General features: G+C 48.8%; 18 protein-coding genes. 6 read left to right on the forward strand and 12 right to left on the reverse strand.

Going from position 1 to position 13,846, the window contains the following annotated elements:
- Nucleotides 1–106: 106 nt before the first annotated feature.
- Together AC3RCL_RS21930 and AC3RCL_RS21935 are read right to left on the reverse strand one after the other, a co-directional pair.
- Nucleotides 107–1,642: a sensor histidine kinase gene (locus tag AC3RCL_RS21930; RefSeq protein ID WP_492531950.1), complete on the reverse strand. Its 1,536-nt coding sequence runs from the start codon at nt 1,640–1,642 to the stop codon at nt 107–109.
- On the reverse strand, nt 1,639–2,334 hold the full coding sequence (locus AC3RCL_RS21935; RefSeq protein ID WP_492531952.1) for a response regulator transcription factor: 696 nt from the start codon (nt 2,332–2,334) through the stop codon (nt 1,639–1,641). The genes AC3RCL_RS21930 and AC3RCL_RS21935 overlap by 4 nt, the downstream gene beginning before the upstream one ends.
- Nucleotides 2,335–2,509: 175 nt before the next feature.
- Between AC3RCL_RS21935 and AC3RCL_RS21940 the strand changes: the two genes are divergently transcribed.
- From AC3RCL_RS21940 to AC3RCL_RS21960, 5 genes are read left to right on the forward strand one after another with little or no spacing between them, the layout of a single operon-like run.
- Nucleotides 2,510–3,454 carry an ABC transporter ATP-binding protein gene (locus AC3RCL_RS21940; protein ID WP_492531954.1) on the forward strand — a complete coding sequence of 315 codons (945 nt, stop codon included), beginning with the start codon at nt 2,510–2,512 and terminating at the stop codon, nt 3,452–3,454.
- 1 nt (nt 3,455) lies between these two features.
- Entirely contained in the window at nt 3,456–4,190 is a 735-nt protein-coding gene (locus AC3RCL_RS21945) for an ABC transporter permease (protein ID WP_492531956.1), read from the forward strand.
- The gene (locus tag AC3RCL_RS21950) at nt 4,187–4,873 is read left to right on the forward strand and encodes an ABC transporter permease (RefSeq protein ID WP_492531958.1); all 687 of its coding nucleotides are present in this window, start codon (nt 4,187–4,189) and stop codon (nt 4,871–4,873) included. The genes AC3RCL_RS21945 and AC3RCL_RS21950 overlap by 4 nt, the downstream gene beginning before the upstream one ends.
- A 51-nt stretch (nt 4,874–4,924) precedes the next feature.
- The gene (locus tag AC3RCL_RS21955; RefSeq protein WP_492531960.1) at nt 4,925–6,031 is read left to right on the forward strand and encodes a sensor histidine kinase; all 1,107 of its coding nucleotides are present in this window, start codon (nt 4,925–4,927) and stop codon (nt 6,029–6,031) included.
- On the forward strand, nt 6,028–6,636 hold the full coding sequence (locus AC3RCL_RS21960; RefSeq protein ID WP_192571141.1) for a response regulator: 609 nt from the start codon (nt 6,028–6,030) through the stop codon (nt 6,634–6,636). The genes AC3RCL_RS21955 and AC3RCL_RS21960 overlap by 4 nt, the downstream gene beginning before the upstream one ends.
- A 41-nt stretch (nt 6,637–6,677) precedes the next feature.
- Here the strand turns inward: AC3RCL_RS21960 and AC3RCL_RS21965 are convergent, their stop codons facing one another.
- The 3 genes from AC3RCL_RS21965 to AC3RCL_RS21975 are packed head-to-tail and all read right to left on the reverse strand — an operon-like array spanning nt 6,678 to nt 8,628.
- On the reverse strand, nt 6,678–7,562 hold the full coding sequence (locus tag AC3RCL_RS21965) for a class I SAM-dependent methyltransferase (RefSeq protein WP_492531963.1): 885 nt from the start codon (nt 7,560–7,562) through the stop codon (nt 6,678–6,680).
- A gap of 29 nt (nt 7,563–7,591) precedes the next feature.
- Nucleotides 7,592–8,107, reverse strand: coding sequence for a GrpB family protein (locus AC3RCL_RS21970; RefSeq protein ID WP_492531965.1), 516 nt, complete (start codon nt 8,105–8,107; stop codon nt 7,592–7,594).
- A 41-nt stretch (nt 8,108–8,148) separates the two neighbouring features.
- Nucleotides 8,149–8,628 carry an NUDIX hydrolase gene (locus AC3RCL_RS21975; RefSeq protein ID WP_492531967.1) on the reverse strand — a complete coding sequence of 160 codons (480 nt, stop codon included), beginning with the start codon at nt 8,626–8,628 and terminating at the stop codon, nt 8,149–8,151.
- 303 nt (nt 8,629–8,931) lie between these two features.
- Here AC3RCL_RS21975 and AC3RCL_RS21980 point away from each other — a divergent pair, with 303 nt between their 5' ends.
- Nucleotides 8,932–9,435: a VOC family protein gene (locus tag AC3RCL_RS21980; RefSeq protein ID WP_492536432.1), complete on the forward strand. Its 504-nt coding sequence runs from the start codon at nt 8,932–8,934 to the stop codon at nt 9,433–9,435.
- A 75-nt stretch (nt 9,436–9,510) separates the two neighbouring features.
- Here the strand turns inward: AC3RCL_RS21980 and AC3RCL_RS21985 are convergent, their stop codons facing one another.
- From AC3RCL_RS21985 to AC3RCL_RS22015, 7 genes are all read right to left on the reverse strand, one after another.
- A complete protein-coding gene (locus AC3RCL_RS21985; protein WP_492531969.1) occupies nt 9,511–9,945 on the reverse strand; it encodes a GNAT family N-acetyltransferase in 435 nt (144 codons plus the stop codon).
- Nucleotides 9,946–10,103: 158 nt separating this feature from the next.
- Nucleotides 10,104–10,502, reverse strand: coding sequence for a DUF1801 domain-containing protein (locus tag AC3RCL_RS21990; protein ID WP_492531971.1), 399 nt, complete (start codon nt 10,500–10,502; stop codon nt 10,104–10,106).
- Nucleotides 10,503–10,556: 54 nt separating this feature from the next.
- The gene (locus AC3RCL_RS21995) at nt 10,557–11,336 is read right to left on the reverse strand and encodes a class I SAM-dependent methyltransferase (protein ID WP_492531973.1); all 780 of its coding nucleotides are present in this window, start codon (nt 11,334–11,336) and stop codon (nt 10,557–10,559) included.
- A gap of 23 nt (nt 11,337–11,359) precedes the next feature.
- Nucleotides 11,360–12,124: a Nif3-like dinuclear metal center hexameric protein gene (locus tag AC3RCL_RS22000; RefSeq protein ID WP_492531975.1), complete on the reverse strand. Its 765-nt coding sequence runs from the start codon at nt 12,122–12,124 to the stop codon at nt 11,360–11,362.
- Between the two features lie 41 nt (nt 12,125–12,165).
- The gene (locus AC3RCL_RS22005; RefSeq protein ID WP_492531977.1) at nt 12,166–12,714 is read right to left on the reverse strand and encodes a hypothetical protein; all 549 of its coding nucleotides are present in this window, start codon (nt 12,712–12,714) and stop codon (nt 12,166–12,168) included.
- A gap of 25 nt (nt 12,715–12,739) precedes the next feature.
- Entirely contained in the window at nt 12,740–12,982 is a 243-nt protein-coding gene (locus tag AC3RCL_RS22010) for a hypothetical protein (protein ID WP_255250614.1), read from the reverse strand.
- A gap of 287 nt (nt 12,983–13,269) precedes the next feature.
- Nucleotides 13,270–13,821: an NUDIX hydrolase gene (locus AC3RCL_RS22015; protein WP_192571134.1), complete on the reverse strand. Its 552-nt coding sequence runs from the start codon at nt 13,819–13,821 to the stop codon at nt 13,270–13,272.
- Between the last annotated feature and the right edge of the window lie 25 nt (nt 13,822–13,846).

Raw genomic sequence — 13,846 nt, forward strand, 5'->3', positions numbered from 1 at the left:
GCCTCTTTCCCTGTTGAACTCAGTATAGAATGCGAATATCTCGATACGATATCGAGCTTGTAACGAACTTGTAAACAAAGATGTACATTTTAAAAAGAGCCCAGACCTATTCCAAGTCTGAGCTTTCTTCCACCGAATGAACCTCCTGGGATTGCGGCCGTTCCATCGGCAAGGTGACCACAAACGTAGAACCGTTTGGGCTGGATTCCGCAACCTCCACATAACCGCGCTGCTTCTCCGCCAAATTGCGAACCAGGGATAACCCTAAGCCGGTACCGCCATGTACCCGGGAGCGGTCGCTGCTCACCGTATAAAACGGATCAAAGATCCGTTCCCGGGCTTCGTCCGGAATTCCGATTCCGGTATCGCTTACCTTAATGACCATGCGATCATTGCCTTGTGGATCCCGGTCCACTTCATTCGATAGCGTAACGGTCCCACCGGGCCTGTTATATTTAATGGCGTTATCCAGCAGATTCAAAATCATATGCATCAGATTCTCCGGATCGGCCCATACCTTGCCTTCGGATAATGAGGATCGCAGCGTTATGCCCGATTGCTCTGCTTTGGCCTCCAGCCGGGCTGCCGCCTCTTGCAGAATCGGCATGAGGTTTACGTGTTCCGCGTGGGTTTCGAATTCATATATATCCATGGACGATAACTGAAGCGCCTTTTCTACCAGGCGATATAGCCGCTGTGCTTCCTGGCTGATCTGTCCTCGGGCTTCCTCGAGCAGCGCGGGATCGTCGCGATACATCTCAAGCAGGTCCGCGTAGGCCAGTATGGAGGTCAGCGGCGTTTTCAACTCATGGCTGATATTTCCGATAAACTGCTTCTGCTGCTGTTCCAGCTCCCGCAGCCGATCAATGGCATCCAGCAGCTTCTGTTTCTCTTCCGTGAGCTGGTTCACCGACAAGGAAATCCGCCCGCTCATTTCAAATATCCCTTGCGCCAGCTCGCCGAGCTCATCGTTTCGCTTCACCGTCGGCTCACGAAGATAGACGCCTTCGCCGATCCTCTGCGCTGCCTGGTTCAATCTGCTGATGACATGCACCTGCCGCCATACGTACAGAAAACCGATCAGGAAGCCGGCGGCCAGCACCGCAAGACCCGTCACGATAAACATTGTCTGGATCCGGTCATAGAACGCATGCTGCTCGGCCAGGGAGGCGTGGAATTGAATCGTTCCGATCGGCTGCTCCATATTCCGAAGCGGGGCAAGATATAACAGCTGGTCGCCCTCGGTAATATAGGCGGAACGCCCTTGCGCCGTGTGAGCAAGCGCGTCCTGTACATCCATTTTCGGCTGGAACGGAAGGGAAGTCCCCGTGAATGTACCATCTATCTTATACAGGGTCACCGGCATACCGCTCTGGGTTCCGAGATCGACGGCCAGCCGTTGGCCGACATTTTCCATAAAATCATCCGGCTGCGTTTGAGGATTCGTCAGTAATTCCTGATGAATCCTGAGATTGGCTGCTTCTGCTTCCTGGGCGAAGGTTTGCTCCAGGCGCACCCGCTGGTCCTCCCGTATCCCGGCCAGAACCAACGTGCTTAGAACAACCACAACGGCGGTCAGCAGCAGAGCGAGAAGCAGTGCGACTTTCCACTTTAAGCCGAAACGCACTTTTCCTTTGTTCATGATGGAATCTCCGTGCTTTTATACCCGATGCCATACACGGTCTGGATCACTTCATGCTGGTTTCCCAGCTTTTTGCGCAATCGCTGGACGTGAATATCTACCGTACGCGTGCCGCCGGCAAAATCCATGTCCCATACCTGTTCAAGCAAGGCCTCTCGCGAATATACCCGCTCCGGATTCCGGGCCAGGAGAGCCATGAGGTCAAACTCTTTCGGCGTCAGTTCAAGAGGCTTGCCATCGGCATGAATGGTTCGATTTAACAGGTTAATGGTAAGTCCGGCTATCCGGATCACATGCGTTTCGGGGGCTTGCTTCCCGGCTGCCTCGGGAGTACGGCTTCTTCGGGACAATGCCTTTACCCTGGCGATGATCTCCCGCATGTCAAAGGGCTTTGTCATATAATCATCGGCACCAAGCTCCAGCCCGAGCACCTTATCCACAATATCGTCCTTCACCGTCAACAGCAGAATGGCAGGACGCTGCCGATCCCCGAGCTTGCGACAAACATCGTACCCGCTAAGCTTCGGCATCATGACATCGAGCACCATCACGTCAGGATCAAACGATTCCACGCGCTCCAGCGCTTCCTGCCCGTCCCCTGCGGTCTCTACCGTATATCCTTCCCTTCGCAGCGCATAAGCAACTGCGCTTGAGATACTGATCTCATCATCTACAACAAGTACCTTGGTCATCGCAGATACGACTCCTTTACTGGCCGATTACACATTTGCTAATTCCATGATGGTAACGTATCCGGCATCATATTTCAACAGCGCTCCCCTGCCGATTTCATTACAATTGTAACTATGAACGCTTTCGTCCGGTGGCCATAATAAAAGCTAAGCACTCAAGCAAAGGAGGATTCGGATGACAATCGCTACCATGAACCATATCATTAAGCGCTATGGGCACCAGCTTGTCCTGGACCATATCCATCTAGAAATCAGGCAGGGAGAAATACTCGGCCTTCTTGGGCCGAATGGTGCAGGTAAAACCACATTGATCCATGCGTTATCCGGCTTAATTGGCATCGATTCCGGAAGCATCGAGCTGTTTGGGGAACGGCCAAGCGGCCCTATGTTGGAGGTTAAACGAAAGATCGGACTGGTTACGCAGGATATCACCGTGTTTGAGGATTTAACCGCTCACGAGAATCTAGCCTTTTTTGGCGGAATCTATGGGTTAAGGGGCACGGAATTGAGAAGACAAATCACGGAAACGCTCCAGTTCGTCGGACTAACGGATCAAGCCCATAAACGTCCTTCCAAATTTTCCGGAGGAATGAAGCGGAGACTGAATATCGCCTGCTCTATTATTCACAGACCCAGGCTCCTGATCATGGACGAACCTACGGTTGGAATCGACCCCCAATCCAGAAATCACATCCTGGAATCGGTCCGCGAGCTGCAAAAAAGGGGGACGACCATTCTCTATACTACCCATTACATGGAAGAAGTGCAGTCCCTCGCATCCCGCGTCGTGATTATGGATCAAGGCCACGTCATCGCGCAGGGGACGATCGATGAGTTGGTAAAGAACATCCACCATGAAGAGAAGATCAAGCTGGAAGTCGTGGAGCTGACGAAGGATCTGATCGATAACATCAAACAGCTGGATGGAGTCAAGCACGTGGTTTTGAATGGAACGCAAATTCAGATCATATCACGGGTAGGTGCAGGAAATCTGGATCGCATCCTGTCGTTGGCCAAAAGCGCGGGGGGCGTCCTATCCATCCATGCGGAGAAACCTACGCTTGAAGACGTATTCCTTACGCTTACCGGCAAGCAACTACGTGACGCGGAGGGAACTTAACATGCTTGTATTCAGAATGACGTACTTCTCCTTGCTGCGCCTGATACGTGAACCCATCGGGCAGCTGCTTCTGGTGGGCCTGCCACTGGTCGTCATTACCGTGCTGGGTGTCGTTATTGGACCCTATGAAGGCATGAAGGGGGTTCCCCCGCTGGACTTGATGGCCGTTACGACCATTATGGGCGTTCAGTTTTTTGGCGGCACGTATTTGATGAGTTATTTGGATATCGATTTACTTAAAACCCGGAAATGGAGAATCTATTCGCTCCCTATTAACGTAGCGGTTTATTCAAGCTCTCTTATTCTTGCCTGCACGCTCTTCAGCACTTTGCAAGGATTGGTCTTGGTGCTATTCACAACCTGGGTGTTCGGGATCGCGTGGGGATCGCTCGGCTGGGTCTTGCTGGTATTTATTATCTATTCCTTCTTCGCGCAGTCCGTACATCTGCTGCTGACATTATCCATCCATAACATAAAATTGGCTGAAAGGGTATCTGAAGTCCTTGGAATCGGCTTCATCATCTTAACCGGATTAATGTTTCCTCTCCCGGATCATCGTTTCTTTGAGTTCATGTCGTCCTATGGGAATCCGGTATCCCTCGGAAAGATGGCCGTCCTGGAGATGCTTGTCGATGGCGGGCAAGGGACAGCGTACCTAAGCATACTATTGCTGTTAGCCTTAACCGTGATATGCATGATGATCAGCGCATGGCTTGGGAGGAGGAAGCTCGCTTGACGATATTTAACTTCGCGCTCATCCGGAGCGTACGCAGCTTGCCCAACCTTATTTTGCTGTTAGGCCTTCCCGCAGCCGTCGTTGTCCTCCCGGTGGGCGGTTGGCATGGCTTACCGCTGGGGTATCACTTCTATGGAATCCTGCTGTTATTCTGTGCCTCCAAACTCGTTCATATGATCATGGAGGATCGGAAGAATAAAATGATGACCCGGATCGGCGTTGCACCTGTGACCCACTTCAAGTATTTATCGCAGAATCTGCTTGCTTTCGCTCTGCTGCTCGTAGGACAAAGCGCCGTGGTCACATTCAGCGCCTGGTTGCTGCATGCCGATGTTTTTGGCAGTCTGATTCAACTCTTCAGCATGTTCAGCGTGTTCTCGGTCACCGCGATTAGCTTCTCTCTCGCGTGGTGCTCCATGTTCCGCCAGCCTGAATCTTCTACAGCCGTTATGCTGGGAATCATCTTGATCATGGCGGTGCTCGGAGGAACCTTATTTCCCATTCAGGCTATGCCTGCATCCCTGCAGAAAATCGCCATGTTATCCCCTACCTATTGGTTCCATGAGGGAATCATGCTTGCTAAGAACGGAGGCTTGTTCGCGGAACAACTCACTCCGCTCGGGATCCTGCTGTTGTTTGCGATCGCTTTTATGCTGGTTGGCAGCCGAAGGAAACTGGCTTGAAAAATATGTTACGATATGGGGAAAAGAGTACGTATGCCATGGGAGGTTTTCATGAGAAGCTATACCGATTCGTGGTCCCCAAGCATAGCGGTCGTGATTTGGAGAATGTTTGCCCTGCTGCTTCTGGCCGCTCTGTGGTTTATGGGAGATGCCGGGACCGAAGGGTTCGTCCTGGTCTTCGCCTTAGCGATCCTGGCAATAGCCCGATGGCGGTTTTCCCTTCCTTCATGGACAACACTGGTCGACCAGATTCTATGCATGTCCATCATTCCATACTGGCCGGAGGCCGGCTTCGGACTGGCTCTGCCGCTATTTGAAACCATGCTTGCCGGTAAACCGCTGTTTTCCCTGCCCATCCTCGCAGCGTTTGTCATCGGTTATGTCGATCCGGACCTCTCGCTTCTTCTCATGCTCGTTCAAGCTTCATTTGCAGGATGGATCGTTTTATGTTGGTCCAAGCAAATTCATCAGTATCGATTGGAGGCAGATCAGGAGCGTCGCGATCGCTACGAATTGGAAATATTGAAAGGTGAGCTGCTCATGGCCAATGTCCAAACGGCTCAGCTTGCAGAGCTGAGAGAGCGGCATCGAATCTCCCAGAAGCTGCACGATGAGGTCGGCCATGAATTAACAGCCGCGTTGTTAGCCTTACAAGCTTTTGAAACATTATGGAGGGAGAATGACCCGCAAGCGGAAGACATGTTTGCTCAAGCCCAGATGCGTTTGTCGAGCAGTGCCCTGGAGCTGCGGGAAACGGTCCATAATATGCTACCTGTCCAAGCGATCGGCATTCGGAGCCTGGAGGAGATCTGCCGCAATTTCAAAGCGATGCCTGTACAGCTGCAAATTTATGGAGATACATCCCGTATAGCTGCCCATCTGTGGGTCATCCTGAATGCTTGCCTCAAGGAAGCCTTGACCAATGCGGTGCGTCATTCCAAAGCCAAACACGTTGAAGTATCGTTGGACGTCAATGAACATATCGTGCGGTTAAGCGTCCAAAATGACGGCGTTTTGGATTCCTCCTCGCTGCCTGGAACCGGACTCCGCAACCTAAGGCAAAGAGCCCAGGCGGCAGGCGGGAGCATCTCCACCAATACATCCAGCGGCTTTCAATTGGTCTGCGTATTACCTATGGAAAAGGAGGGCATTCGATGAACATTCTCATTGTGGATGATGATCCATTGATATGTCAGAGTCTCCGGCTGCTTCTATCCAGAGAACCGGATATGGAAGTAACGGCCACTGCGAATGACGGCGCTGCAGCCATTCGATGCTGTGAAGAGGTCCTGCCGGACATCGTCCTCATGGATATTCGGATGCCTGGTATGGACGGAATCCAAGCGGCAAGGCAAATCAAGCAAAAATGGCCCCAAGTGCAGATTATGATGCTGACCACGTTTCAAGATGAGCATAGTATCCGCCTGGCGCTGCTAGCCGGAGCCGAAGGGTATATGCTGAAGTCGACGCAGGTCTCCAGTATGGCACAACAGCTTCGTGCTTTGGCCTCCGGCAGTTCCGTTGTGGATGCCAATGTGCTGAAGACCTTGATGCTGCCCGAAAAAGAGAATCGTTCCGACCTTACCCCGCGGGAAAACGATATTCTCGAGCTGGTTGCCTTAGGCTGCTCGAATCGGGAAATTGCCGAGCAATTGTTTATCAGCGAAGGAACCGTGCGCAATACCCTCTCGATCATTCTGGATAAGCTGGAGCTCCGGGACAGAACCCAATTGGCGATCTATTATTGGAGGCAGTCGTTGTGATGTCTTACCCATCCCCTTTTCATAGGGCTCCTTACTTACGTTTATTCTCGGCTAACCGTGCCAAAAGAAATCTTCATATTCGGCGCGTAAGTCAACCACGAATCGCTATCAAACTTCTGGAACAGCTTGAGTTCAGCGGCATATTGGGCTTGTGCTTCCTCCGCTGTTAAACCTCTCCGTACCAGCTGCTCCATTGTCATTGAAGGTTCATCGGGCTCTTGCCCAATCCCCTCTTCTCTTAGGGATTGATACAGCCGTTCTTTGCTGGCATCGTCCATATGCCGATCCAAAAAATTCACTTTATCGCTTACTCGACATTCAACATTCCGTAACCCCAGCTGACTTAGAAGAATAGGGAGCTTTATGCCGATGTTCCCGTCTTTGCCGCTGCGGCTGGCGTCCACCTCATACAGCTTCTGTAATACGCCCAGACGGACCACTTCGGAATGCAACAATCCATCATCGAAGCCAAAATTCGCCGCATTGGCGATCCAATGGGGCTCAAAACAAATGACCCGGCCGCCGTTCCGCACACTGCCGATCATTTTTTGAAGGATATCTCGGGGATTCTTCATATGTAATAGAAACGCGTGACAGAGCGCAATGTCGTACTGCCGATGCACCTGGATTTCTTCGATATCCCCTTGAATCAATTCAACGGAATATGGCAGCTTGTCAAAGATTCCCCTTGCTTCCTTGATCAAATCTTCACCTTTGTCTATACCTGTGTAGGTTGACCCATCGGGTAAAAGCGGGAGAAGCTTTAGTGCTAGATACCCATAACCACAACCGTAATCCACCATGTTAATGGGCGTATTCATTTTCCAGACGTTCTTAACCAAAAACTCCAGGTAGTCGTCATTGTAATATAACCATCTGGTATTCCTCAGGTATTCGATTTTGGAATCCCAGTAATATTCGGACATCCTCTTTACGTCCTCTCTGCATCAGGAGTCTAACTCTGTTCCAGCCTTGCCTTACGGATCACTTCACGAATGAAATCAGCCTTGCCGTTCGTATAGGCTACGCGGTCGTGTTTATATTGATTTTCGAGTGCTTTTTTCAAAGCATAATATCGATCCTTTATTTCCGGATGTTTCTTTAAATACTCCCTGAATAAAATCTGGTCAATCCACTGTTGGCCCTGGTACTTGTAAATATGCAGATGATGCGTTCCTGCCCGCCATTGCCCTCTTCGAAAGAACAGCCGCTCCGGGAACTCCGGTTTAACAACATATTCGTAGCCGATCCCAGCCAGATTCTCAATGTAATGCTCATCGACTTCCTCTAGGCTAAGAACGCCAGCCATCATATCGATGGTCGGTTTGGACCCTAAACCCGAAACGGACGTGCTCCCGATATGTTCCATGTGAACGTCGAGGCCTTTCAGTGCCGACTCAATTTTCGCTTTTTCCCGGTTGTACTCATCTTTCCAGTCCGGGTTGTATGGTGTGACAATCACTTCTTCCATGGGTCATTTCCTTTCGATAGCAGATAGCAAACCTCGAATGCCTATATATTCCGTCTCAGCTTAATTTCAAACTCCGGTTTCGTGATATATTCCATATAGACGAGGGCTCGGTTAAAATCCAAATAAGCCTGGAAACGCGTACGAATGGCCGGGGCCGTAATGTATTGAAGCACTTCATCCTTATGGATCCAACGACAGTCCGTCGTTTCTTCCGAAGTCCTCAGCTCGCCGCCCGTAGGCTTACACACGAAATCCATCATCACTTTCGTTGAAACCACGGCAACTCCGCTGTGTCCCGGATAGGTTGATGTATTGGAATAGACGCCGATCAGATGAGAGACGATGGTCTCGATCCCGCTCTCTTCTTTGATCTCCCTAATCAGCGCATCCATGAGATTCTCTCCGGCCTCCACCTGTCCCCCCGGAAACACCCATCCGTTACGATCCTTCACCAATAGAATTTCACCGCGTTCATTCTCAACCACGCCGCCTATGGCAACAATATGCGTTGGCATCATCATGACAACAGCCTCCGATAGATAAGATATCCCACAAACTATGACAAGACCCGTTAGAATTCGTTAGCGTATCCTAGAAAGATAGCTTCATTAATTTATACTGCTACTTCTTCACCGCGGGCATGAGCTTTACCTTTATCTTCCTCCAAATGGAAAAGGACTATTTTTCTCTGAACGCAAATCTGCCCGTTGTTATCCGAAATTCATGATCGGCAGGAATAGATCGCAATCGGTAAGAAATCATGATCCGAGTGATTTGATACAATGACATTACATTCTAGTAACTGTGATGAAGGAGTTGGGATGATGAAGAATAGAGTCCAGAAGATATCCCCTAACTTGTGGTTTGATCACCAAGCCGAGGAGGCAGCTCAGCATTACGTTTCGATTTTCAAAAACTCGGGGATCGAACGATTTACGCGATACGGCGCAGAACGCAACGATCACTCGCCATTCGCCGAAGGAGCTATAATGACGGTGGAATTTCAATTAGAGGGACAACATTTTGTTGCGCTCAACGGCGGTCCGCATTTTAAATTCAACGAAGCTATTTCGTTTATTGTGCATTGCGATTCGCAAGAAGAAATTGACTACTATTGGGAGAAACTGGCCGAAGGCGGTGACGAAAAAGCGCAAGTATGCGGTTGGCTGAAGGACAAGTTCGGCGTATCGTGGCAGATCGTTCCGGCTAACTTAAACAAAATGATAACCGATCCCGATCCGGCTAAATCGGAACGCGTGATGAAGGCCTTACTCCAGACGAAATCCAAAATCGATATGCAAACGCTACAGCAAGCCTATGAAGGATAGGGAAGGCTGCCTTCATGGCAGCCTTTTTTATGCTTGAAAGTTCTATCCATTTAAGACGGGGCAACCATGATTACATCATAGCACAAGTTCATGCGTGACCAATCCACCGTCGGCAATTTCCCGAAAACCTAGATTCTTATAAAATGCAGACGCCTTGGGATTGTCTGTTTTTAATACGAGTTTCGTATAATGGCTGCTCGCCATACGAACCACAGCTTCAACCAGCCTTCTCCCGACTCCTTGACTCCGGAATTCCTTTAGTACATATAATCTGCGGATCCTGCCTATGCTTCCGTTTGCATACGGATCCCGATTTAACCCGCAGATGCCGATGACTCTATGGCCAACTCGACATTCAAACAAGGCTTCATTTTCATGATGAAAGGTATTGATACCCTTATGATACTCATGCACTAATCGATGGATATTCCTGAATCCTTCTTCCTGGCTTTCAGTCAAGAGTTCGGTAAGATCTACGGCACCGAGATCGGTAATTTCATGAATGATCATGTTGTTTAATCTCCCTCTTGAGCCTTTCGACTGTATGTTCAATTCCAGTATTTACGCACGTAATTCCATGTTCCTTTGGCAACCATCTGTTATAAATGGCCTCTTCGCTTTAGATTGGAACTCGATTTCCAGAGTAAACTTCGACACTCTACTAGTCATCAACTCGTCACTTCAATCCATCTAGCAATAACGGCTTTTAACTGTTCCTTCTTTTGCTCCAAATCGTCTGTATCAACGATTTTCACGATGGCCCGATCATGCGACGCCCATTTCAATAACCCCGCCGCATCCTCAGTCAGTGTTCCCTTTATATCATGGTCCTTTACCTTGGCTCCACAATGAAAAATCAACCGAATAAAACCCTTCCCCTGCAAATTCATGGTGATCCGGTCTTCGCCCTGAACGCAAAAGCTGGGTGCATTCCATTTGATATGCTCCGTGATTCGATCATCAACACTCAGGATGAAATTTCGGACCTCCTCGATTTCTTTTTTCAAGGGATGCTCAAGTTGATGAAGATACTCCTCGACTTGTTCTTGACCCCGCAATTGTGCCATTCTTAACTCCTCCTTTTATACTGGATTAACTCATCCCGCCTTATTGGCCTATGTCTATGCTCCTGGCTTCCTTGCCGTAACGATCGGCTGATAAAAGCCAGAATCTGAAGGCACGTGCCACTGGATATCGATGAATCCCGCTTCCGCCAGCAAACTGCTTAATTCTGATCGCATTAATGCTCTATAGGATGTGCTGTTGACTTGGGTATGCCATGCTCCATCGATTTCTTGCATAATAAATTGGTTCGTCTCATAGTGAAATCCACCTTCCGCCCAGTCCCAAACTTGAAAAACCATACGTTTCCCTTCATCCATGACTCTTGGAACCGTTGCATGCTGGCGGTTCTGAATAATAGCGTCGTAGTCCCGAATGGACACGACAAGCAGACCCTCGCTACGAAGTTTGGCATACAGGTTGCGGCATGCCTGTCTTAGCTCCTCATCTGACAATAAATGAGGGATTGCATTGTCGGCAGACAATACGACATCGAATTGCCCAGCAATATCTTGCTCTAGAGACCGAAAATCGGCGATTCCAAAATCAATGGGAATCCCCAGCTTCTCGGCTTCCTTTCTGGCCCGCTCCACCGACTTGGGACTCAAATCCGTAGCCGTTACGACAAAATCATGACATGCCAATCCCAAAGCCTGCGTCCCTATTCCGCATGATGCGTCCAGGAGATGGAACCGAGCCTCAGGGTTCTCGTCATGTAACGAACGAATAAACCGATTGAAGAATTCACCCTGCCATCTTACCGCTTCATGCCAATCCTCAAAAATCAAATGATACGTATCCGCAAGTTCTTCGTAAAAATCAAAGCTGGAGTCCTTCAACCGTTATCCCTCCGATGCGCTTTTTAGTTCACTACTTCCATATGCTCCTCGTACAACTGGATAACTTCCACATCTGGATACCTTTCCTGCAGCTTCTGGGCGAGCGATCGTACGCCGAAAATTTCGGTAAACGTATGACTGCCCACGATGAGATTCAATCCGACGAACCTGGCATATTGAACCGTATAGAGCGTTTTTTCCCCGGTAATGTAAACATCGCAGCCGTGGTCCAAGGCCTCTTTCAATTGATTCGTGCCGTTACCTGCTCCGGTTATCATGCCGATCCTTTGAACAGGTTTATTGCTATTCTGCTGATAAAACACGTGTTCGCCCAAAGCGGAGGACATGGTTTCAACAAGCTCTTCCATCGAGACCGGAGACTCCAGTTCTCCGATACCTATCGAGCTATTCCCCTCCATATGCCGGGATGATTGGACAATATGTTCCACCCCCAATTCACGCAGCAACGAATTGCAGGTTCCGAACTCGGCATAATCCAAGGGAAGATGGATATAGAAATGAGCGATGTCATGCTCCTGCAGCAACTCTAAACACCGTTCCTTCATCCCGTACACGAAGCTCCATGCATCATGATGCGTGATAATCAGATCGACCTTTTCGACTGCCGCTTGTTGGACAACCTCCGGTGTCAGATTGGTGGCGTAGCCTATCCGTAGATAGTGGTTCGATGAAAAAAGATGGTAGCCATACTCGTCGTCTTCCTCAAAATCATTCAATAACGTGCCGAAAAGCTCATGGATATAGGATTTGAATTGTATCGTATCCATCTTTACTCCTCCCTCGGTAAGCTGGATCCACCTGGTAAACCTCAAACTAATGTTACCACCTTTAAAAAGTCAGCCATCAAAGTATTGGATACACGCAGCCCCTCCTCTCTGCTGCTAGACGGTCCGGCAATCATCATCCCACGTGTGGCCTCCCACGACTTTGTATTTGTTTCTCCATTCTCGGTTACATGTTTGGCTATAGCTACGCTGCTAAAATCCTTATCGATAAAAATCAATCCATATGAATTCAGTTTTGGAACTCCATTGGCTGTTTCATCATAGACCAGGACTCCTCCTCCCCCACTTAGATTAAATACGATTTGGGTATAACTTTTCTCGTTTGTAAATCGTTTGTCATCGCTAAATAATTGGATTGAGCCGTCAAAACGCTTCTCTCCAGTGATGGACCGTGCCAGATAACCATCGATTTCGATACGAACCGGCATGATCGCCTGGTCCGCATTCTTTCCTAATTGAAACTCTACTGCTTCTATGTTCTGAACAATTTGTCTCGGATGTGTATACCACTTATAAGACAAAATCAAAAAAATCGAGAAAACCATGATGGTTGGAACAATCCATTTTTTCAAACCATTCAGCACCTTCAAAATTTTTTCATTCTTCGAGTGTATGTACATTGATGCTCTCGTTAGCCAGCGTACGGCCGTCCATGCCTAAAGCTTGAACAGCGATATGATCGTGGAATTTCCGGTTGCCAAACTCCCAGGATAACGACCACCCATCCGATCCGTCGATGTCATAACCGATAAGCTCCCTTTCCTTCCAAGTTTCTGTACCCGTTGGCGCTACCCAGAACAGAACCGACTCTATATGTTCTGCCTCAACATGGATGGTCATCCTATGGGTATCCCTAGATACAACCCACCAATTCGAATCATATGGCAAATCTGTAGATACTTTTAATATCTTAGCCTGAAGGTCTACAGCGTCCGCTTGTTCGTTTGTGGGTGTCGAAGCTTTAGCCGAGACGGATTCTTCGACCGGAGAGCATGCAACCAGAAGCAGTAAAGCGAGTAAACACATATTTTTAATTCGCATGATTCCTCCCGCATATAACAACAAAACCCGCCTAAGATCATTCCAATCTGAGTCGGGTCATCTGGTGTGATAGATTTTATGCCAGGTTAATACCTAACCTGTTCTTCTAGATATTTCTTAAATAATTCGGCTCTTATCTCCTCGTTCGTTTCAACCATAGAACTTATCTCAACCGATGTGTGCTGCAGTAGTTTACCATCCTTATACGTACAATGATGTTCGTAACAATTCGGATCATTCAATATCAGCTCGAGCGACTTAGGGATATTGGCTGCGATTCCGGCATTTCCTGCAGTCAGAATCCATTGCGTGGATTTCCAATCCAAAATGCCCTCGTCCGTCTTTATTGGGGTCTCATAAATGTAGTCCTCAGGTACTTCGGCAAGATAAAGGTACATTCCTCCCAAGCTCTTGCCTTCCGATGTCCAAGTGACAAGGCCTTTGAAGGTTAATCGGCAATCCTTATCCCGAATGTTCGTCTCCTCATACAGCTCACGTATCATGGAGTCTCTGGGCGCCTCGTTATATTCAAGCTTGCCCCCCACTCCATTCCAACATCCCATCCATGGTGCTCTATCACGGTTTAATAATAAAATCTCATCACCGCGTCGAACGAAACAAATATTGTATTTCATCATCGATTGTTTTCTCCCATTCTGGTTA

The organism is Paenibacillus sp. MT86, from assembly GCF_058792535.1.